The organism is Bacteroides sp. 2_2_4 (genome assembly GCF_000157055.1).
GTDB classification, from domain to species: domain Bacteria; phylum Bacteroidota; class Bacteroidia; order Bacteroidales; family Bacteroidaceae; genus Bacteroides; species Bacteroides ovatus.
This window is the reverse complement of record NZ_EQ973359.1, coordinates 81,249-101,972: the sequence shown is the minus strand read 5'-3', so window position 1 is coordinate 101,972 and position 20,724 is coordinate 81,249. Positions and strand designations below refer to the sequence as shown.

General features: G+C 42.7%; 11 protein-coding genes. All 11 read left to right on the top strand.

Annotated elements, in window-relative coordinates; translation table 11 throughout:
* The first annotated feature begins 27 nt into the window (after window positions 1-27).
* The 11 genes from BSCG_RS16655 to BSCG_RS16705 all read left to right on the top strand — a co-directional run bounded on the left by BSCG_RS16655 (window position 28) and on the right by BSCG_RS16705 (window position 20,707).
* The gene (locus BSCG_RS16655) at window positions 28-774 is read left to right on the top strand and encodes a hypothetical protein (protein WP_225489945.1); all 747 of its coding nucleotides are present in this window, start codon (window positions 28-30) and stop codon (window positions 772-774) included.
* Between the two features lie 59 nt (window positions 775-833).
* Entirely contained in the window at window positions 834-1,217 is a 384-nt protein-coding gene (locus BSCG_RS16660) for a DUF4469 domain-containing protein (protein WP_004310750.1), read from the top strand.
* 52 nt (window positions 1,218-1,269) lie between these two features.
* Window positions 1,270-2,166: an AraC family transcriptional regulator gene (locus BSCG_RS16665; protein ID WP_008775707.1), complete on the top strand. Its 897-nt coding sequence runs from the start codon at window positions 1,270-1,272 to the stop codon at window positions 2,164-2,166.
* 196 nt (window positions 2,167-2,362) lie between these two features.
* Window positions 2,363-3,574: an AAA family ATPase gene (locus BSCG_RS16670; protein ID WP_004325956.1), complete on the top strand. Its 1,212-nt coding sequence runs from the start codon at window positions 2,363-2,365 to the stop codon at window positions 3,572-3,574.
* Between the two features lie 2 nt (window positions 3,575-3,576).
* Window positions 3,577-4,194: an RloB family protein gene (locus BSCG_RS16675; protein WP_008775706.1), complete on the top strand. Its 618-nt coding sequence runs from the start codon at window positions 3,577-3,579 to the stop codon at window positions 4,192-4,194.
* Window positions 4,195-4,318: 124 nt separating this feature from the next.
* On the top strand, window positions 4,319-7,618 hold the full coding sequence (locus BSCG_RS16680; RefSeq protein ID WP_032849465.1) for a glycosyl hydrolase: 3,300 nt from the start codon (window positions 4,319-4,321) through the stop codon (window positions 7,616-7,618).
* 115 nt (window positions 7,619-7,733) lie between these two features.
* A complete protein-coding gene (locus tag BSCG_RS16685; RefSeq protein ID WP_008775704.1) occupies window positions 7,734-9,167 on the top strand; it encodes a sialate O-acetylesterase in 1,434 nt (477 codons plus the stop codon).
* Between the two features lie 33 nt (window positions 9,168-9,200).
* The gene (locus tag BSCG_RS16690; RefSeq protein ID WP_008775703.1) at window positions 9,201-11,552 is read left to right on the top strand and encodes a DUF5703 domain-containing protein; all 2,352 of its coding nucleotides are present in this window, start codon (window positions 9,201-9,203) and stop codon (window positions 11,550-11,552) included.
* A gap of 196 nt (window positions 11,553-11,748) precedes the next feature.
* Window positions 11,749-14,403: a glycoside hydrolase family 2 protein gene (locus BSCG_RS16695; protein ID WP_008775702.1), complete on the top strand. Its 2,655-nt coding sequence runs from the start codon at window positions 11,749-11,751 to the stop codon at window positions 14,401-14,403.
* Between the two features lie 129 nt (window positions 14,404-14,532).
* On the top strand, window positions 14,533-18,966 hold the full coding sequence (locus BSCG_RS16700) for a two-component regulator propeller domain-containing protein (RefSeq protein WP_083793656.1): 4,434 nt from the start codon (window positions 14,533-14,535) through the stop codon (window positions 18,964-18,966).
* 58 nt (window positions 18,967-19,024) lie between these two features.
* Window positions 19,025-20,707 (top strand): polysaccharide lyase, encoded by a 1,683-nt coding sequence (locus tag BSCG_RS16705; protein WP_008775700.1) that lies wholly within the window; start codon window positions 19,025-19,027, stop codon window positions 20,705-20,707.
* Window positions 20,708-20,724 lie beyond the last annotated feature (17 nt).

The window sequence follows — 20,724 nt, the reverse complement described above, 5'->3', positions numbered from 1 at the left end:
AGATTAACAGTCATAAAATTTTGTATTGTGTTTTTTATTCCACTAAAAGTATATTCTCAATCGACAGAAATATATACAGATTTAAGAGGGAATAAATATGCGGCAATCAATGATAAAGGAATGGTGAAATACAAGGTGGAGGACCGGAGCAAAAATACCAACTTCCGCAGCTATATTCAGTTATATAAATACGATTCGAATGATAATCCCCAAGAGGAAAAAGATGAAAACGGTAATGATGTCTTTGTATACCGAACGACACGGCATACAGAGAGGCAAAAAGAAGGAGGATGTGACTGGAAGGTGTCCGGTTACTTTCTCGTTTCACCTGATATTGTAAATAGCGAAGGAATAGCAAAAGCACAAACGATGGATTGGGCTACGGCAAACGGATATCTTACTAGTGCCAACAGCAACGTTTATTCGACTCCCAGTTTTGCAGTTACCAGGGGATGTGCCGCATATCGCGGGAAAGATGGTCTGGATGAAACTGGAACTTGGCGGGTACCTACGCGTGGGGAATGTGCATTGATTTTGCTTTTTTATAAAAAAATGGAGGAGACTCAAGAAACAACCGGTTTTCAACCATTCGCTCTTTCCCCCAAAGATCTTACTTATTACTGGTCTGCAACGGAGAAAGGAGGAGATTCTAAAGATGCATGGTCAATGCGATTATATGCTGATGATAAAATGACAGGATACGGGCTAAATACAGGTTACTCCGATAAAGAAAAGAAGGAGTATTATCTCCGTTGCATCCGGGATATTCCATAGAATAGAAATATAAGTTTGCTCATTCATTTACAAAAGATACAAAATAACTGATCAATCAAATGAAAACGATAAAAGCCGAAATATTAATGATTGAAGGAGCGCCGTTTCCTGTCATCAAAGAAATATATGATCCTTCAAATGAAAGGCGTAATGGGAACATTACACCGGAAGCTCCCATTGTTATCACCGGTCACAATCTGGATATGTTGACATGGGAAAGTACCAATCTATATCTTGTCTCTTCCGTCAATGACAGAATGTTGATAGAATGTGGCGATATCCATAAATATTCGGACGATAAGATTTATATGACAGTTCCTGATATTAATGAAGGTGAATATTTCCTGGCACTGATGATTTTGATGAAAGATAAAGAAAGTTTTTTATACATCTTTCCCATATCTTTGGTGGTACAGTTTGCTCAATCGAAATGGCACGACTGACATCCGTATGATAAAAATAACGGCAAACAACATAATTGATAAATAGCAGTCCATGGAAAAGAACCAGCCATATAAGCAGGATAAAGTATTCGATAATATATTGGAAACAGAAGAGTTTAACGTCTATACTAAAATAGACGATTTACCTCTTGATGAAAATCCTATGTATCTTGAAGAAGGGATAAATGGGGTATGCACGGGAGGAAGTGCGTTATTCAATGTTTTTGGTAATAAACGACGGATTGTTTCCAATGATCTGGTAGTCATTTTCCCTTTTCAGCTGGCTTCTGTCACGGAGATTAGCAGTGACTTTTCAATGACGTTTCTAAAAGTACCCAAAAGCCTGTTTATGGATACAATAAGCGGGATATGTATACCTACGCTTGATTTCTTTTTCTATATGCGGAAAAATTTCAGTACTCCGCTATACGATGAAGAATGCCAACGTTTCATTCACTTTTGCAATATTTTGATTTTTCGTATCAACTTGCCCCGCAACTTATTCAGACGAGAGTCTATCATGCAGTTATTACGTGTTTTCTACTGGGATATATATGTGGCTTATAAAAGAAATCCGAAAGCTGCCGAATTAGTAAAATACACCCGTAAGGAAAAACTTTTATTCGACTTTTTTTGTTTGGTGATCGAATTTCATACCGTAAGTCGGGATGTTGCGTTTTATGCGAAAAAGATGTGTGTGTCCGCCAAGCATCTTACAATGGTAATTACAGATATGAGCGGTCGTTCGGCAAAAGACTGGATTATAGATTACTCCCTTCTTGAAATAAAGGCTCTTTTACGGGATTCTGACCTTGAAATAAAAGAAGTGGCCTCACGCACGAACTTCCAGTCGAACTCTGTTATGACAAGATTCTTTCGTGAACATACCGGTATGACTCCGTCTGAATACAGGGAGAGAATTTACGTTAAAAATGAAATAGATTTATAATTAGTTGAGTTATATATGAAATACCGCCTGTGAAGGTCGTCTATTGTTTGTTTTGTTTGTGTGGTGCACCTTCTTCCAAGAGTAGGAAAGGAGGTGCACCTTTTTTTATAGCTAAAAAAAGAATAGATTAAAATGTGGAATAAATAGCTTAAAATGCTATATTTGCAAAATAGTCGCATTTTTAATATATTAGAGTATGATTTTAGAGTTTAAATTTAGAAATTTCAGATCAGCTAAGGATTGGCAGATATTAAGTTTTGAAGCCTCTGCAGATAAGGTTTCAGAAGAATATTACTGTACCACTATCAACGATACGAAAGTATTAAAACTCGGTATCCTCTATGGAGCTAATGCTTCAGGAAAGACTAACGTGTTGCTAGCACTTGACTTCATACGAAAAATAGCCATTTCTCCTAAGATAAACAAGATGCAACCTATCGGGTTTACTCCGTTTCTCTTGGATGATACGACAAAGAAAGAATGTGGAGTATTTGAATTGACTTTTTTTGTAAACAATATGAAGCATCTCTATTATCTTGAAGTAGATAATAGTGCTGTCCTAAAAGAAACACTTAAATATTATCCTGGTAAGCAACCAGCCGAAATTTTCTCCCGAGAGACCATTAATGGAATCACTCATATCCGATTAGGAAGCAAAGTCAAACTCAATGTGGCCGAGCAGGAAAAGTTGCAGGTAAATACGCTTAGTAATATGAGTGTTGTTTCAGCTTATGCTACAGCTAACTTTATGTTTCCTGAATTAGAACGTGTCTATAACTATTTCTTGAAGCAGTGGTTGCCTATACTCTTGCCCCAAACGGATTTGAAAACATGGACAACAGGAGAAATGGAAGCAGAGAAGGAGAATAAATCCTTTTTATTAGATTTACTGCACCGTGCAGATTTTAATATATCCGGTTTTGATGTTCAACAAAATGAGAAAAATAAAAAAGATACGGATTTGATATTTGAACATACGATTGTAGCCAATGGAACATCTTCTGTTCATTACCTGCCTGATATACTTGAATCAGCAGGAACAATGCGCTATTATGGTTTGGGAACTATTCTGAATATATTGCTTGAAAGAAATGCTATCATACCTGTTGATGAACTTGAGAATTCGCTGCATCCGGATCTATTTGCCCATTTCATCAACTTATTTTTGGTTAATTCGACTTATTCGCAGCTGATTTTCAGTACGCATAATCTCCAATCATTAGACACCGAGGATTTACGTAAAGATGTAGTCTGGTTTACAGAAAAAAAGGATGATGGTTCAACAGACCTGTTTTCACTTGATGACTTCAATATCCGCAATGGCGTTTCGTTTCTCAATGCATATAATGCAGGGAAATTTGGCGCCAAACCAACGCTGGGCGGTATTTTTATTTCTAAAAAACGATAAGTATGGCACGCGAAAAAAGAATAAAAGAAATTCGGAAATCTTATGCGATTATCGGTGAAGGAATCACAGAGTTTTTCTATTTTGATGGATTTCGTAATGTTGAAAAGGACTTATTGAAGAAGTTCAATGTTACCCTAAAACCTGATAAACCCAAACATCCTGACTACAGTGATATCATAACGAAAGCTCAATCGCTATTAGCGAAAGAATTTGATGTCGTTTTTTGCTTGATTGATATGGATTATATCAATGCTGATAATGTACGTAAACAAGCCTATGATAAAGAGAAGTCATCATGCATCAAGGCATACAAAAATGAGATTTATTTCATAGAAAGTAATCCTGCCTTTGAATTTTGGCTATTATTACACTTTGTCTTTACCGACCGGCAGTTTCGTAACTGTGACGAAGTAATTACAGAGTTGAAAAAGAATGGTCGTCTTGAAAAGTACGAAAAAAACATTGAGTCTTTTTCAAAGAACAACTTATATCTCCAACTCAAAGAAAAGCTAGAATCTGCCATAAATCATGCACGTAGCATCTCCATTGATATAAACAATCCGCACACTTCATATTCAAGGGTATTTGAAGTGTTTGAAGAACTATTACAGAAGAGATAGATAAACTATCGTTTTAATTCTATCTGACAAATTAAATAGCTTAATTTAATTTGAGTCAGGAAAATACAGTGAGTACAAAACAGAATGTTTTTCGTCTTATCTATAAGTAAAAATATAGACTGGAATGAAAAGCCGACTGAAACAACGAATATTTGCACTTTCTCTATTAGCATGGACAGCCGTATGCCCTGCCGATGCACAGCAAACACGCTCGCTTCGCGATCAATTCTTAAGTCCTTCCGATGAAGCAAAACCCTGGACTTTTTGGTATTGGATGTATGGTGCCGTGTCTAAAGAAGGGATTACAGCCGATTTGGAGGCAATGAAACGTGCCGGATTAGGAGGTACTTATCTGATGCCGATTAAAGGTATTCATGAAGGCGCCCAATACGATGGCAAGGCGCAGCAGCTAACTCCCGAATGGTGGGAGATGGTGCGTTTCAGCATGGAAGAAGCAGATCGTTTGGGACTGAAATTGGGAATGCACATCTGTGATGGTTTCGCATTGGCGGGAGGCCCTTGGATTACTCCTGAAGAATCTATGCAAAAAGTGGTTTGGAGCGATACGATTGTAAACGGAGGAAAGCTGATGGCTATTCGCTTGCCACAACCGAAAGCCTATGAAAACTATTATGAAGATATTGCATTATTCGCTTTGCCGGTAGAAGACGCAGCGGATGAGATGCAGGCAAAAATCACCTGTGTCAACCTAGCTACGACAGGAAACGTAAAAGCTGCTCAAACAGTGAATATGGATGCGGCGGGAGTGATCCGTTCTTCATATCCTTGTTATATCCAGTATGAATACGAACAACCCTTCACTTGCCGGAACATCGAAATCGTTTTAAATGGTAATAATTATCAGGCACACCGCTTGAAAGTAATGGCCAGTGATGATGGAGTGAATTATCGTTTGGTTAAGCAGTTGGTCCCTGCCCGTCAGGGATGGCAGAATACGGATGAGAACTCAACTCATAGTATTCCTCCGACTACTGCCCGTTTCTTCCGTTTCTACTGGGCTCCTGAAGGGAGCGAACCGGGAAGTGAAGATATGGATGCTGCCAAATGGAAGCCCAATCTGAAAATAAAAGAATTACGCCTGCACCGGGAAGCCCGTCTGAACCAATGGGAAGGAAAAGCCGGACTGGTATGGCGTGTTGCTCAAGCGACTAAAGAAGAGGAAGTCGGGAAACAGGATTGCTATTCACTTTCACAAGTCATCAATCTGACAAAGCAATATACCGGTCATTCGAATGGAAAAACATTGACCGCCACTCTCCCCAAAGGAAAATGGAAATTACTTCGCATGGGACATACAGCTACCGGGCATACCAATGCGACAGCGGGAGGTGGAAAAGGATTGGAATGTGATAAGTTTAACCCGAAAACGGTACGGAAGCAATTCGATAACTGGTATGCGCAGGCATTTGTAAAGACCAATCCCGAAATAGCTCGTCGTGTACTGAAATATATGCATGTCGACAGTTGGGAATGTGGCAGCCAAAACTGGAATAAACGTTTCGCTATTGAATTTCAGAAACGTCGTGGCTACGATTTGATGCCTTATCTACCTCTATTGGCAGGTATTCCGATGGAAAGTGTCGAACAAAGTGAAAAGATTCTGCGAGACGTACGTACTACCATATCAGAACTCGTCGTAGATGTGTTCTATCAGGTATTGGCGGACTGTGCGAAAGAATATGATTGCCAATTCTCGGCAGAATGTGTAGCTCCGACGATGGTAAGCGATGGTCTACTACATTATCAAAAAGTAGATCTTCCGATGGGTGAATTTTGGTTGAACAGTCCCACACATGACAAACCGAATGATATGCTCGATGCTATTAGCGGAGCACATATCTACGGAAAGAATATTATTCAGGCTGAAGGATTCACCGAAGTGCGTGGCACGTGGGATGAATACCCCGGAATGTTGAAAGCCTTGTTGGATCGTAATTATGCATTAGGAATCAACCGCCTTTTCTACCATGTATATGTACATAATCCCTGGCTGGACCGCAAGCCCGGCATGACATTGGATGGCATCGGACTTTTCTTCCAACGGGATCAGACCTGGTGGGATAAAGGGGCAAAAGCCTTTTCCGAATATGCTACCCGTTGCCAGTCGTTGTTGCAATATGGGCATCCGGTAACAGACATCGCAGTCTTTACAGGTGAAGAAGTGCCGAGGCGTTCGATATTACCGGAACGATTGGTTCCCTCTCTGCCGGGAATCTTCGGTGCGGAACGAGTGGAAAGTGAACGCATCCGTCTGGCCAATGAGGGACAGCCTTTACGTGTACGTCCGGTAGGTGTTACCCATTCAGCTAACATGGCTGATCCGGAGAAATGGGTGAATCCGCTTCGTGGATATGCATACGATAGTTTTAATAAAAATGCAATCCTTCGTTTGGCGAAAGCAGAAAACGGACGAATAACGTTGCCGGGTGGAGCAAGTTATAAAGTGTTGGTACTACCTCTTTCGCGTCCTATGAATCCCGAACCTGTATTGTCATCGGAAGTGCAGAAGAAAATCAATGAACTAAAAGAAGCTGGCATTTTGGTGCCTTCTTTACCTTATACAGAAGAAGATTTTTCCGTGTATGGCTTGGAACGTGACATGATCGTGCCGGAAGATATTGCCTGGACACATCGTCGTGGCGAACTTGGTGAACTCTATTTCGTCGCCAACCAAAAGGACGAAACACGCACGTTTACTGCAAGTATGCGTATTAACGGTAAGAAACCGGAATGTTGGAACCCGGTGACGGGTGAAATGAATGTTCATCCTTCCTATCATATCAACGGAAACCGGACGGAAGTTACTCTCACATTGGCTCCTAACGAGTCCGTATTCATCGTATATCCTGCGGAGGGAGTAGATGAAGGCTATGGAGAGTCCTCTCTCCAACTGCAAAAGGAGAAAAAAGACACCGCCAAAGCCTCTTTAAACATAGCTTTGGAGGCAAAGGAATATACTATAACTTTTGCAGCTAACAAAAAAACGCTCACACGAAAAGAACTTTTCGACTGGAGCCAAGAATCGGACGAACAGATACGTTATTATTCGGGGACAGCGACCTATAAAACCACTTTTCGCTGGAAAAATAAACCGAATAAAGACCAACAGATTTATCTGAATCTGGGAACAGTTTATAATTTGGCAACTGTTCGTGTGAATGGCGTAGATTGTGGTACAATCTGGACAGCTCCTTATCGTGCAGATATTACAGGTGCCTTGAAAAAAGGAATTAATGAGCTTGAAATAGAGGTTACAAATACTTGGGCGAATGCACTGACAGGAGCTGATGAAGGAAAAGCGCCGTTTGATGGCATTTGGACTAATGCAAAATATCGCAGAGCAGAAAAAACGCTGCTTCCCGCAGGGTTGCTCGGACCTTTGAGTTTTTCTACCACAGAATAAAATAGATTTTAAGGCACGGATTACGCGGATTACACGGTTTATGAGAATCGTATTACATAAAGTAACAGCGCAATCCATGTAATCCGTGCCCAATTCATTATAATATAGCTAAAGTATGAAAAGTTCAATTATTAAAACAGGTACAATGTTGGCAGGTTTTCTGCTTGCTGCCTGCCTGTCAACACACGCAGAAGTAAAGCTACCGGCTATTTTTTCTGATGGCATGGTGATGCAGCAACAGACCAATGCAAACCTTTGGGGGACGGCGACTCCTCATAAAAAAGTAACAGTGACCACTAGTTGGAATGGAAAACAATATGCAGCAACAGCAGATAAAAATGGGGCATGGAAACTGACAGTAGCTACTCCCAAAGCTGGAGGCCCTTATACTGTGACCTTTGATGATGGAACCCAAAAGACACTGAATAATATTCTGATAGGCGAACTTTGGCTTTGTTCCGGACAAAGTAATATGGAAATGCCAATGAAAGGCTTCAAAAACCAACCGGTAGAAAATGCCAATATGGACATTCTTCACAGCAAGAATCCACAAATCCGTCTGTTTACGGTGAAACGTACTTCTACATTCACTCCGCAGAATGACGTTATCGGTTCGTGGAAAGAAGCCAATCCGGTTAGTGTCCGTGAATTCAGTGCAACAGCCTATTATTTCGGGAGACTGGTAAATGAAATATTAGATGTTCCGGTCGGATTAGTTGTAGCAGCCTGGGGTGGTTCCGCCTGTGAAGCATGGATGACGGCAGACTGGCTGAAAGCCTTTCCGGAAGCGAAGATACCTCAAACGGAAACCGACATAAAATCCAAGAACCGTACTCCGACCGTGCTTTATAATGGTATGTTGCATCCATTAATCGGTATGACCATGAAAGGAGTGATTTGGTATCAGGGTGAAGATAACTGGAATCGTGCCCATACGTATGCTGATATGTTTACCCGATTGATTAACGGTTGGCGTGCCGAATGGAAACAGGGAGATTTTCCTTTCTATTATTGCCAGATAGCTCCGTATGATTACGGGATTATTACCGAAAAAGGAAAGGAAGTGATAAATTCGGCATATCTCCGGGAGGCACAGGCAAAAGTAGAACATCGTGTAGCTAACAGCGGTATGGCTGTATTATTGGATGCAGGAATGGAAAAAGGTATCCATCCCGCAAAGAAACAGGTTGCAGGCGAACGCCTGGCACTTTTGGCTTTAACTAAAACGTATGGAGTGGAAGGCGTGAATGGCGAAAGTCCTTATTATAAAAGCATTGAAATAAAGAACGACACCGTAGTTGTCAGCTTCGAACGTGCCAATATGTGGATTAGCGGCAAGAACTGTTTCGAATCGAAAAACTTTCAGGTAGCCGGCGAAGATAAAGTTTTTTACCCGGCCAAAGCATGGATAGAACGTAGTAAGATGCTAGTGAAAAGCGATAAAGTGCCGCACCCGGTAGCTGTTCGATATTGTTTTGAAAACTATGTGGAAGGAGATGTATATTGCGACGGATTGCCTTTAGGGTCTTTTCGTTCAGATGATTGGTAATCGCAAATAAACAAGGTAAAATATGAAAAATATATGAAGAGATTTTATCTGATTATAACCATACTGTTTGTTGGCGTGTCGGCTCTTTGGAGTCAGCATGCCAATGTCATTTGGAATACTCCCAGTCATAATTCTTCTGAATCTATGCCCTGTGGCGGTGGAGATATCGGGATGAATATATGGGTAGAAGACGGTGATGTTATGTTCTATGTGAGCCGTAGCGGCACATTCGACGAAAAAAACTGCCAGTTAAAACAAGGGCGTGTACGTCTCCGCCTGTCGCCCAATCCTTTCAAAGACGCTAAAGATTTTCGTCAGGAGTTGAAGCTGAAAGACGGATATGTAGAAATCGCGGCAGGAAACACACAGATACAATTTTGGGTAGATGTTTTTCATCCGATTATACATGTAGAGGTAACAAATGCACAACCGTTGCAGACTGAAGTCTTTTATGAAAATTGGCGCTATCAGGAACGACCTGTCAGAAAAGGAGAGGGGCAACAGTGTTCCTACAAATGGGCTCCCCCGAAAGGTACTGTGACGGAGTCCGACTTTATTTCTTTAGACAAAATTACTGATTCAACAGGAAAGGCTGAAACAAATAGGACTTCAATAAAAAGGAACCAACTTCTGTTTTATCATCGCAATCCCGAACAGACCGTTTTTGATGTAGTTGTAGCTCAACAAGGAATGAACGAAGTCAAATCTCAAATGATGAATCCTTTGAAAAACTTGACTTTCGGAGGAACTCTTTTTGGCGAAAACTTAGAATTTGCAGGCACTGCGGATGATGTATATGCCGGCACAGACTATCGTGCCTGGAAGTTTCGTTCTTCCAAAGCAGCCCGGAAAGAACATATCTGTATTGTGTTACATACAGACCAGACAGAAACAATAGAAGAATGGGAGCAGGGACTACAAACTGCTTTGCAAAGAATAGCCCCCAAAGGTAAAGTTTCATCGAAGATTATCATACAGGATAAAAAACAGACCCGTTCGTGGTGGAATTCCTTTTGGCAACGCAGTTTTATCGAAGCAGAAGGGGAAGCAAAAGAAATAACTAGAAACTACACCCTTTTCCGCTATATGCTAGGATGTAATGCTTATGGCAGCGTACCGACTAAATTCAATGGCGGACTATTTACCTTTGATCCTTGCCATGTCGATGAAAAACAATCTTTCACTCCCGACTACCGGAAATGGGGAGGTGGCACAATGACTGCACAGAATCAACGTTTAGTATACTGGCCGATGCTGAAAAGCGGAGACTTTGATATGATGCCTTCCCAGTTTGATTTTTATAACCGCATGTTGAAAAATGCAGAACTGCGAAGCCGTATATATTGGCAACATGATGGAGCTTGCTTTAGCGAGCAGATCGAAAATTTCGGTTTGCCGAACCCCGCAGAATATGGTTTCAAACGACCGGACTGGTTCGACAAAGGATTGGAATATAATGCCTGGCTGGAATATGAATGGGATACGGTTCTTGAATTCTGCCAAATGATATTGGAAACAAAGAACTATGCAAATGCTGATATTACCCCTTATTTACCTCTGATCGAAAGTTCGCTGACATTCTTCGACGAACATTACCAGCAACTAGCTTCCCGCCGAGGACGGAAAGCGTTGGATGGCAACGGACATCTGATTCTTTTCCCGGGTTCTGCTTGTGAAACATATAAAATGACCAATAACGCAAGCAGCACCATCGCCGCCCTGAAAGTGGTATTAGAAACATACGGAGAGAAAGAGGAGATGCTAAAAGCAATACCTCCGATTCCATTGCGATACATAGAAATAAAAGATACGTTGAATCCGACTATTGCTCCGGTCTTGAAGCAAACAATTTCGCCCGCCGTAAGTTGGGAACGAATTAATAATGTTGAAACGCCACAACTTTATCCAGTGTTTCCATGGCGTATTTATGGAGTAGGAAAGGAGGATCTGGATATAGCCCGTAATACCTACTTTTATGACCCGGATGCCATCAAGTTCCGTTCGCATACCGGATGGAAACAAGATAATATATGGGCTGCCTGTTTAGGCCTGACCGAAGAAGCAAAGAAACTATCTTTAGCCAAATTATCGAATGGACCGCATCGTTTCCCCGCATTTTGGGGACCGGGATATGATTGGACACCCGATCACAACTGGGGAGGTAGCGGCATGATAGGACTTCAGGAAATGCTATTGCAAACCAATGGAGAACAAATACTCCTTTTCCCGGCATGGCCGAAAGAATGGAACGTACATTTCAAACTTCATGCTCCGGGCGAAACAACAGTAGAAGCCACTCTCAAAAACGGAAAAGTGACGGACTTGAAAGTTTTACCGGAAAGTAGAAAAAAGGATATTGTTATAATGATTGAAAAGGAAAAATGATAATTTTGCGGAGTGCCCTGAAAGGGCTTAATTACATAGCGTAGGGCAACGCCCTACGAAAAAACGGTAATCTGAATTTGCGCCCAGAAAGGGCATCCCAATAAATATATAATTGTAAGGCTTTCAGCCTAACTGCAAAATTCCCATTTAACCGATAAATTCCCATTTAACGAATGAAATATATAAATAAAGAATTATGAATAAAAGACCATTTATCATCTTATCAGCTTTTCTGTTGCTATTTTCCTTGATAGAAAAAGGGCAGGCTACAGAAACTTACCGTCCCGAGACATCGGTTGCCGGATTCATCCAGCTTCCCGGTAGCGGGCGACAAGTCTATAATTTCAATCCGGGATGGCGCTTTTTCAGAGGCGATGTCCGGGGAGCAGAAGCGGTAAACTTCGATGACCGTTCCTGGAATGTCGTTTCCACCCCTCATACCGTAGAGTTGATGCCGGCCGAAGGAAGTGGATGCCGCAATTATCAAGGACCGGCTTGGTACCGTAAGCACTTTGTCCTCCCCGCTGAAACAAAAGGGCAACGGGTAGTACTTCATTTTGAAGCAGCTATGGGCAAACAGATTCTTTATCTGAATGGTAAACGCATTCAGGAACATCTGGGAGGTTATCTGCCTTTTACTTTAGACTTGACCGCCAATGGCGTACAAGCCGGAGACTCCTGTCTGCTCGCTGTTTTCACGGACAACAGTGATGACAAATCCTATCCTCCCGGAAAACGTCAATATACATTAGACTTTGCTTATCATGGTGGCATTTACCGTGATGTATGGATGATTGCCAAATCTCCGGTAGCTATTACTGACGCTATTGATTCACAAATCGTTGGCGGTGGAGGTGTCTTCGTTCATTTTGATAAGATCAGTGAAAAGAGTGCGCAGGTATATGTAAACACCGAAGTTCAGAATGACGACGCCCGTTCCGAGTCAGTCACTGTAGAAACGACTTTGACAGATGCGGATGGAAAAGTAATCAAACGCAGTTCAGGAAAACTTTCTTTAAAGCCGGGAGAGAAGAAATCCATCCGTCAACAGATGGAAGTAAAGAATCCTACTCTTTGGTCACCGGATACACCTTATTTATATAGGGTACAATCACGTATTAAAAAAGGAAATAAATCCATTGACGGAGGCATTACCCGTGTCGGTATTCGTCTGGCAGAATTCCGTGGTAAAGACGGATTCTGGCTGAATGGCAAACCTTTCGGACAACTGGTAGGAGCCAATCGCCATCAGGATTTTGCATACGTAGGCAATGCTTTACCGAACTCACAGCAATGGCGTGACGCCAAACGTCTGCGTGATGCCGGATGTACCATTATTAGGGTAGCCCACTATCCCCAAGACCCTGCCTTTATGGATGCCTGTGACGAGCTCGGTCTGTTCGTGATTGTCGCTACTCCGGGATGGCAGTACTGGAACAAAGACCCGAAATTCGGAGAGTTGGTTCATCAGAATACCCGCGAAATGATTCGTCGTGACCGTAATCACCCTTCCGTATTGATGTGGGAACCCATCTTGAATGAAACCCGCTATCCGCTCGATTTTGCCTTGAAAGCTCTTGAGATTACCAAAGAAGAATATCCCTATCCGGGACGTCCGGTAGCTGCTGCCGATGTCCATTCGGCCGGAGTGAAAGAGCATTATGACGTTGTTTATGGCTGGCCGGGTGATGATGAAAAGGAAGACAAGCCAAAGCAATGTATCTTTACCCGTGAATTCGGGGAGAATGTAGACGACTGGTATGCTCACAACAATAATAACCGTGCCAGCCGCAGTTGGGGAGAACGCCCGTTACTGGTACAGGCTATGTCCTTGGCAAAGAGCTATGACGAGATGTACCGCACGACCGGTTTATTTATCGGTGGCGCCCAATGGCATCCGTTCGACCATCAGCGTGGTTACCATCCGGATCCTTATTGGGGCGGTATTTATGATGCTTTCCGTCAGAAGAAATATGCGTATGAAGTATTTCGCAGCCAGTCGCCGGCCAGCCTCCAACACCCATTGGCAGAATGTGGCCCGATGATATTCATTGCTCATGAAATGTCGCAGTTCTCCGATAAGGACGTAGTTGTATTCACAAACTGTGATTCAGTCCGTCTTTCTATTTATGATGGAACGAAAACCTGGACGAAACCGGTGGTTCATGCTAAAGGGCACATGCCGAATGCTCCCGTTATATTCGAGAATGTCTGGGACTTTTGGGAAGCACGCGGATATAGCTATACTCAAAAAAACTGGCAAAAAGTGAACATGGTTGCCGAAGGAATCATCAACGGAAAAGTGGTATGCACTCAAAAGAAAATGCCTTCCCGACGTTCCACCAAACTACGTCTTTATGTAGATACTCAAAAAGTGAACCTGATAGCTGATGGCTCCGACTTTATCGTCGTAGTTGCTGAAGTAACCGATGATAGTGGAAATGTGCGCCGTCTGGCGAAAGAGAATATCGTTTTCACGGTAGAAGGTGAAGGAGAAATCATCGGAGATGCTACTATTGGCGCCAATCCCCGTACGGTGGAGTTCGGCTCTGCTCCGGTGTTGATTCGTTCTACCCGGAAAGCCGGAAAAATAAAGGTGAAAGCCCGCGTACAGTTTGAGGGCACTCAAGCTCCGACAGCTACTGAAATTGAACTGGAAAGCGTTCCTGCAGAACTTCCTTTCTGCTATGAGGAACAGGCTTATGAAATACAAGGGACAACACCATCCACTCTCAATGTAAACCCGGGCAAAGAAGCATCTGAAGGAAAAGTGCAACTGACAGAGGAAGAACGCCAACGGGTGTTGGATGAAGTAGAACGTCAACAGACTGAATTTGGAACTGAAAAATAGTACGATAAAGTGATTAGCAGGTTAGTGATTAGCGGGGTGACCTGCCAACTTGTTTTTTATATGTTACTAAAGCACTATTCAAAAAAAAAGACTATCTTTGAGTACGTTTAATTCCAATTATAGCCATCAATGAGAAAACGGAATATTCTAATACTATTATTATCCATGATAGGCATGTATGCTTTTGCCTATCCAAATATGATTGTAGAACACTACACGGCTGAACGTGGTTTGCCTAATAATATCGTAAACTGTACATTAAAAGGACAAGACGGATTTATCTGGTTTGGTACCTGGTATGGACTATGTAGCTTTGACGGAAGTAAATTCCGTTCCTACGATAACCATGACGGCTTTTATTCCACAGATATTCCGCCGCGTAAGATTCAGCGTATCGTAGAAGATAAGAATGGTTTTCTGTGGATTAAGACTATCGACCGTAAACTCTATCTGTTCGATAAACGGCATGAGAGCTTTCATGCCGTCTACGACGATGTGAAAGAATATTCCGAGAACATTCAGATTATCAAGATTCAGACGACCGAGGATGGCGACGTACTGTTACTGACAAAAGATAAAAGCCTTTTGCGTGCGTACACCGACAAGGAAGGTAAAATAACGATGAAACAATTGCATGATTCGCGTCCCAACGTGAACGTGTACGACATGCGTCTGAAACACAACATATTCTGCGAAACAGCCGAATTTATCAATTGGATCGGTATGGATTATCAGATTCTGTCCCTACGGAAAGGGGAAGCGCTGAAAGACAAACCTGCCGACTTTATACAGAAAAAAGTATCTGCTAACCCCGATCAGTTTACTTGTGCCTCTTATAATTCTAAATTCTTATGGTTGGGAGACAAGAAAGGCCACATTTATAGCATTGATCCGCAAAACGGAGTGGTCAACCGTTACGAGATACCGGAAATCAAACAGCCGGTTTCTAATTTGCTGGTAACGGAATCCGGTCTGATGTACATTACCACCAACGAAGGAGCATACGAGTACAATATCGGCTACAAACAGTTGACCAAGCTCCCCTTTACCATCCCCGAAAAGGACAATGGAATTATATTCTATGATAAATATGATAAGGTATGGTTTCAGGAGGGTAACCAGGCATTGACCTATTATGATCCCCTGAACAGGAGCCATCACCGCTTTACATTCCCCAATCAGAACGCAATCGGCAATTTTGAAATGCAGGATGCCGGCGAACAAGGCATGTTCTTTATGACTCCGGGAGGGGAAATTCTTCTATTCGACAGGGAGAAACTGGAAATGACCCGTATCAACCAATTGAAGCCTTTCTCCGACGATCTTCCCAATCAGCTTTTCTTCCATCTTCTGCTGGATAAAGATGGCATCCTTTGGCTGGCATCTACGAGCAGCGGAGTATACAGGCTTAATTTCCCCAAGAAGCAATTCCAACTGCTGACAGAAGTTTCTCCATCTCCGGTGGTGCCCGAGAGATCGACTTCTTGGAATCAGGGAATACGTGCTCTCTTCCAGGCGCAAAATGGGGATATTTGGGTAGGAACCCGCTGGCAAGCCTTGTATCGCCTGGATCGTAACGGACAAGTGAAACAAATCTTCTCGGATAAGAACTATCTGTTAGGAGCCGTATATCATATTATGGAAGACAAAGACGGTAATCTTTGGTTTTCCACCAAGGGAAACGGGCTTGTTAAAGCCGAACCGGACATGAATTCACCGCACGGGTTGCGTTTTACCCGTTATATCAATGACCCCAAGAATCCGAATTCTATCAGTAACAACGATGTGTACTTTACCTATCAGGACAGCCAGAGACGCATTTGGGTAGGATTACTGGGAGGAGGTCTGAATCTAATTTCCGAAGAGAACGGAGCAATTACCTTTATACATAAATACAATGGCTTGAAACAATATCCTGCATACGGTCTTTATATGGAGGTACGTACCATGACGGAAGATGAAGACGGACGTATTTGGGTAGGAACAATGGATGGTCTGATGTCTTTCGACGGACATTTCACTACCCCCGAACAGATCCAGTTTGAAACGTACCGCCAGGTCAGCGAAAATTCAAACGTAGCGGATAACGATATTTATGTACTCTACAAAGATACTGATTCGCAAATCTGGGTAAGTGTATTCGGAGGCGGTTTGAATAAATTAGTCCGCTATGATAAAGAAAAGCGTGAACCGATCTTCAAATCATACGGCATACGCGAAGGAATGAATAACGATGTAGTCAAATCCATCGTAGAAGATAAAAACGGCAACTTGTGGTTTACAACGGAAATTGGCTTGTCCTGCTTCAATAAGGCTACCGAACAGTTCCGTAACTACGACAAATACGACGGTTTCCTGAACGTAGAGCTGGAAGAGGGTAGTGCCCTCCGTACCTTGAATGGAGACTTGTGGATTGGTACCCGGCAGGGAATCCTGACATTCTCTCCCGACAAACTGGAAACATTGCATACGAACTACGATACACGTATTGTTGACTTTAAAGTTTCCAACCGCGATCTGCGTAGTTTTCGCGAATGTCCGATTCTGAAAGAATCCATCACATACGCCAAAGCAATCGAACTGAACTACAATCAATCCATGTTCACGATTGAATTTGCCGCATTGAATTTCTATAATCAGAACCGGGTATCTTACCGATATATACTCGAAGGATATGAAAAAGAATGGCATTATAACGGAAAGAACCGTATCGCTTCTTATACCAACGTACCTCCCGGAGACTATACATTCCGTGTAGAAACCGTAGATGAAGCCAATCCGGAGCTGGTTTCCAACTGTACACTGGCCATCACTATCCTTCCACCGTGGTGGTTGAGCTGGTGGGCAACCCTTATATATGTAATTCTAGGTTTGGCAGCTCTCTATTTCAGCCTGCGCCTGGCTTTCTTCATGCTTAAAATGAAGAATGATATTTATATCGAGCAGAAGGTATCGGAGATGAAAATCAAGTTCTTTACCAATATCTCCCATGAATTGCGCACTCCTTTGACATTGATAAAAGGTCCGATACAGGAACTAAGAGAACGCGAAAAACTCTCTCCGAAAGGATTGCAATATGTGGATCTGATGGAGAAGAACACCAATCAAATGCTGCAATTAGTGAACCAGATCCTTGATTTCCGGAAGATTCAGAACGGCAAGATGCGTTTGCATGTGTCATTAATTGATTTTAATGAGATGATAGCGTCTTTCCAAAAAGAATTCCGGGTACTTTCCGAAGAAAACGAGATCAGTTTTACTTTCCAGTTGCCGGATGAACCGATTATGGTATGGGCGGACAAGGAAAAAATGAGCATTGTTATCCGCAACATCATATCCAACGCATTCAAATTCACTCATTCCGGAGGAAGTATTTATATAACTACCGGATTGACAGACGACGGTAAACGTTGTTACGTACGGGTGGAAGATAACGGAGTAGGTATTCCACAAAATAAACTGACCGAGATTTTCGAACGCTTCTCGCAAGGAGAGAACGCGAAAAACTCCTATTATCAGGGCACTGGTATCGGATTGGCACTTTCAAAAGAGATCGTCAATCTGCATCACGGACAGATTCGTGCCGAAAGTCCCGAGGGACAAGGAGCGGTGTTTATTGTGGAACTCCTGATGGATAAGGAACATTACCGTCCGTCGGAAGTAGATTTCTATGTGGGAGATACGGAGACAGCCCCTATTGCGGTAGAACAAGATCCTGTTGCAAATGCCATATCCGAAGACGGTACGGAGGAAGAAGAACCGGAAATCGACGCTTCATTACCGACCCTTCTGTTGGTGGAAGATAACAAAGACCTTTGCCAGTTGATAAAGCTTCAGTTGGAAGACATGTTTAATATCCATATTGCCAATAACGGAGTGGAAGGTTTGAAGAAAGTACATCTGTATCATCCGGATATTGTAGTGACCGATCAGATGATGCCCGAAATGGATGGGCTTGAAATGTTGCAATCCATCCGCAAAGATTTCCAAATCAGTCATATCCCTGTCATTATCCTGACTGCGAAGAATGATGAAGGCGCCAAGACCAAAGCGATCACTTTAGGGGCGAACGCCTACATCACCAAACCTTTCAGTAAGGAATATCTATTGGCACGTATCGACCAGTTGCTTGCCGAACGGAAACTGTTCCGTGAACGAATCCGTCAGCAGATGGAAAACCAGACAACGACCGAAGAAGACAGCTACGAACTATTTTTGGTAAAGAAAGACGTACAGTTCCTCGAAAAGATACATCAGGTCATTGAAGAAAATATGGACGACAGTGACTTTAACATTGACACCATAGCATCCGGTATCGGATTGAGCCGTTCGGCATTCTTCAAGAAACTGAAGAGTCTTACCGGCCTGGCACCCGTCGACCTGGTAAAAGAGATTCGTTTGAATAAATCTATCGAGCTGATTAAAAATACGGATTTAAGTGTTTCCGAAATTGCTTTTGCTGTCGGATTCAAGGACTCGGGATATTATAGTAAGTGTTTCCGGAAAAAATATAATCAGTCCCCTCGCGAATATATGAATGAATGGCGGAAAGGAGAGAGATAACCGATTACAAAATGCTTTCTTAATCGTCCTTTTAGAAACCTAATTAAGATTCGAAAGAATGAACAACATTAAGAAAGTATTATCAGCGTGGATGCTGGTTGCCTGTGTACTACCTGTGGCAGCCCAGTATCCTGTAATTCCGGACTCGGTAAAAGCAAGAGGAGCAAAACAAGAAGCGGAGTTTGAACGGAAATCGGATGCGGCATGGGAAAAAGCTTTGCCGACAGTATTAGAAGAAGCAAAGAAAGGTCGTCCCTATAAGCCTTGGGCCTCCAAACCCGAAGATTTGATAAAAAGTAATATCCCGGCTTTCCCCGGCGCGGAAGGCGGAGGTATGTATACTCCCGGTGGTCGTGGAGGTAAAGTGATCGTGGTCACTTCGCTGGAAGATTCCGGCCCCGGAACATTACGCGAAGCCTGCGAAACGGGAGGTGCACGTATTATTGTATTCAATGTAGCGGGAGTGATTCGTTTGAAAAGCCCGATTAGTGTACGTGCCCCTTATGTAACGATTGCCGGACAAACGGCTCCCGGAGATGGTATCTGCGTCACCGGACAATCTTTCCTGATCGATACACACGATGTCGTGATTCGTCACATGCGCTTCCGCCGCGGTGCGCAGGACGTAGCTTTCCGTGATGATGCAGTAGGAGGGAATGCGGTTGGAAATATTATGGTAGACCATTGCTCCGCCAGTTGGGGATTGGATGAAAATATGTCTATCTACCGTCATGTATACAACAGAGGGGCAGATGGACACGGGCTGAAACTTCCGACGGTAAACATTACCATCCAGAATTCTATTTTTTCTGAAGCATTGGATACCTACAATCATGCTTTCGGTGCAACCATCGGTGGACATAACAGTATGTTCTGTCGTAATCTTTTTGCTTCCAACATCAGCCGAAATAGTTCGGTAGGTATGGACGGCGACTTTAACTTCGTCAATAATGTTGTTTTCAACTGGTGGAACCGTTCCGTAGACGGAGGCGATCACAACAGTTTCTACAATATGATAAACAACTATTTCAAACCCGGTCCGATCACTCCGATAGGTAAACCGATTTCTTATCGTATTCTCAAACCGGAAGCAGGACGTGACAAAAACAGACCGCTTTCATTCGGAAAAGCATACGTAAACGGAAATATTATCCATGGCAATGCCAAAGTTACAAAAGATAACTGGGACGGAGGCGTACAACTTAAAGAAGAGGTGGACGCCGCAAAGTTTTTGCCGCTAATTAAATCGGACGAGGCTTTCAAAATGCCACCGGTAACTGTAATGGATACCAAAAAAGCTTATACCTTTGTATTAGATAATGTAGGAGCTAATTTTCCGAAACGTGACGCAGTAGATGCACGTGTCATTAAAACCGTACAAACAGGAAAGGCCATTTATGCGAAAGATGCACCGGAGTTTGTCTCTCCTTACGTGAAGAGACGGTTACCGGCTGATTCTTACAAGCAAGGTATCATCACAGATATTCGTCAGGTAGGCGGACTGCCCGAATATAAAGGTGAAGCAGTAGTAGACTCGGACGGCGACGGTATGCCAGATATTTGGGAAATAGCTAACGGATTGAATCCGAACGACCCGACCGACGCCAACATGGACTGCAACGGTGACGGATATACCAATATTGAAAAATACATCAATGGTATAGACACCAGAAAGAAAGTGGACTGGACAGACTTGAAGAACAATTACGATACATTGTCTAAACGGAAAAGTCTGTTGTAACCGGATGAAAAGATGAT

Coding starts and splice junctions, on each gene's coding strand:
- BSCG_RS16660 (WP_004310750.1), top strand. CDS start 834: ATGAAAACGATAAAAGCCGAAATATTAATGATTGAAGGAGCGCCGTTT.
- BSCG_RS16665 (WP_008775707.1), top strand. CDS start 1,270: ATGGAAAAGAACCAGCCATATAAGCAGGATAAAGTATTCGATAATATA.
- BSCG_RS16670 (WP_004325956.1), top strand. CDS start 2,363: ATGATTTTAGAGTTTAAATTTAGAAATTTCAGATCAGCTAAGGATTGG.
- BSCG_RS16675 (WP_008775706.1), top strand. CDS start 3,577: ATGGCACGCGAAAAAAGAATAAAAGAAATTCGGAAATCTTATGCGATT.
- BSCG_RS16680 (WP_032849465.1), top strand. CDS start 4,319: ATGAAAAGCCGACTGAAACAACGAATATTTGCACTTTCTCTATTAGCA.
- BSCG_RS16685 (WP_008775704.1), top strand. CDS start 7,734: ATGAAAAGTTCAATTATTAAAACAGGTACAATGTTGGCAGGTTTTCTG.
- BSCG_RS16690 (WP_008775703.1), top strand. CDS start 9,201: ATGAAGAGATTTTATCTGATTATAACCATACTGTTTGTTGGCGTGTCG.
- BSCG_RS16695 (WP_008775702.1), top strand. CDS start 11,749: ATGAATAAAAGACCATTTATCATCTTATCAGCTTTTCTGTTGCTATTT.
- BSCG_RS16700 (WP_083793656.1), top strand. CDS start 14,533: ATGAGAAAACGGAATATTCTAATACTATTATTATCCATGATAGGCATG.
- BSCG_RS16705 (WP_008775700.1), top strand. CDS start 19,025: ATGAACAACATTAAGAAAGTATTATCAGCGTGGATGCTGGTTGCCTGT.